At 52.2% G+C, this 1,817-nt stretch carries 1 protein-coding gene; it reads right to left on the reverse strand.

The window, feature by feature from the left end; translation table 11 throughout:
- Nucleotides 1-1,799: TonB-dependent receptor (locus ACTF5Z_RS10770; RefSeq protein WP_438985631.1), on the reverse strand; the 1,799-nt coding region annotated here is incomplete at its 3' end.
- Nucleotides 1,800-1,817: the final 18 nt, after the last annotated feature.

Genomic DNA, 1,817 nt, shown 5'->3' on the forward strand with positions numbered 1-1,817 from the left:
TCGACGCCTGTCGATTCGGCACCACCGGCGTTGATGGTAATTGGAATCGAGGCATTAACCGTCGCTGAAGCCAGCTGAGGATCATCCCACTCAACCAAGTACACCGCGGCATTCAGTGTCATCCGGCCTTCTAACAGAGTGGACTTAACACCCAGCTCGTAGTTACGCGTGGTATCAGAGACATACGCGCGCTCGTCGAACTTAGCGAAATCGTCTGGACCAGGGCCAAACTGCTGCCCGGGCGCGAGGTTACAGTTACCCTGACCTGCATTGGGATCATACGCATCACAAGGTGCACCGCCGTTGCTGCCGCCGATGCGATAACCTTCGCTGATCGTACCGTATACATTGACCTCATCGCTCAAGGCGTAGGAAGTATTCAACTTGAATAAGGTACCGCTATCGTCTTGGGCAAGACTTGGGTCAAAAGCGCGCATTTCGATCTGGTTTAAACCTTCTGCCACGAAGTCTGAGGGCCCAGAAAAACCGTCATACAACGGAAAATCAACGGTAGATTGCGCTTCCAATTCGTATTCGTAATAACGTGCACCCAAGGTAACTTGCCATGCATCGGTCAGTTCGTAGGTCACCTCGCCAAATACCGCTTTTTCGACCAACTTCGACGAGCCCGCTTCAAAGTACTCTAAATCATCGGTACGACTGGAGCCAAAAAAGTCAGCGAGCTCCGGCGTGTACTCTGCCGATGAACCGACGTACTCTTCTTTGTTGTAGAACGCCCCGACAATCCAGCTTAGTTCGCTGTCACCCTGTGAAACCAGACGCAACTCTTGGCTGAAGGTCTCTAGACGATCATCTTCTCGCGTTAAAGCCGTGAAAGTAGGGAAAGTTTCGTAAGAGTATTCCAAACTGATCAACAAATCGGTTTGATCACGCTGACCTTGTTCTTCGTATTTCGATGAACCGGTTGCCGAAGTCAGTTCTGCAAAACCTAAGTCTGCAATTACCTCAAGCGCCACCAGGCTCGTTTCTTCTTGGTTGGGCTCGGCAACACGCTGCGCGTTTTCCCACTTGCCGGTGGCCAATTCGCCACGCTGAGCCGAGATGGTGCGGCCGCCGTTGTCTTCGGTTTGACTGTAATACGTTAAAGTAGCGTCGAAATTATCCGTGGGCTGCCAACGGATAGCCACTTTAGCCGTGACCGACTCCTGTGAGTTAGTGTCTTTACGAGGTGCTAATTCGTCACTGCCTCGAGGCGAGTCGGGCTCGGATACACCGGGCACCTTCACAATAAATGGCTGGTCAATAAAGCCTGCGTCATCGTAACGGTCCAGCGATGCGCGAACCGCCAACGTGTCAGAGATAGGCAGGTTTAAGGTAAAGCCTAAATCCGTGCTGAAGTCTTCGCTTTCACTATTTTTGTACAGCTCACCGCGAACGTTTACATCGGTACTTTCGAAATTGGGGCGATTAGGGATGTAGCGAATAGCGCCGCCCATTGTGCCGGCACCGTACAATGTGCCTTGGGGACCAAGCAGTACTTCAACGCGGTCCATGTCGACCAGGCGCATATCAACGCCTAATGGAATCTCCCCAACGTAAGTTGCTACCGTACCACCGGTGCCGATGTTAGAGCCTTGACCAAGAGGGTCAGCGTTTAAGCCGCGAACCACGAGCTGTTGACCGTTTCGACCGCCGCGGTCTACCGCGTTAATGCCAGGCACATACGCAAGCGCTTCGGCAATATCGCCAAAACCTTGTTCTTTAATACTGTCGCCGGTAATAGCGGCAATATTGATTGGCAAATCCTGCAATGAGCCTGCTCGACGTGTGGCAGTCACGATGACTTCCTCTAAAAC

It is taken from the genome of Aequoribacter sp., assembly GCF_965659035.1.
GTDB lineage: Bacteria > Pseudomonadota > Gammaproteobacteria > Pseudomonadales > Halieaceae > Aequoribacter.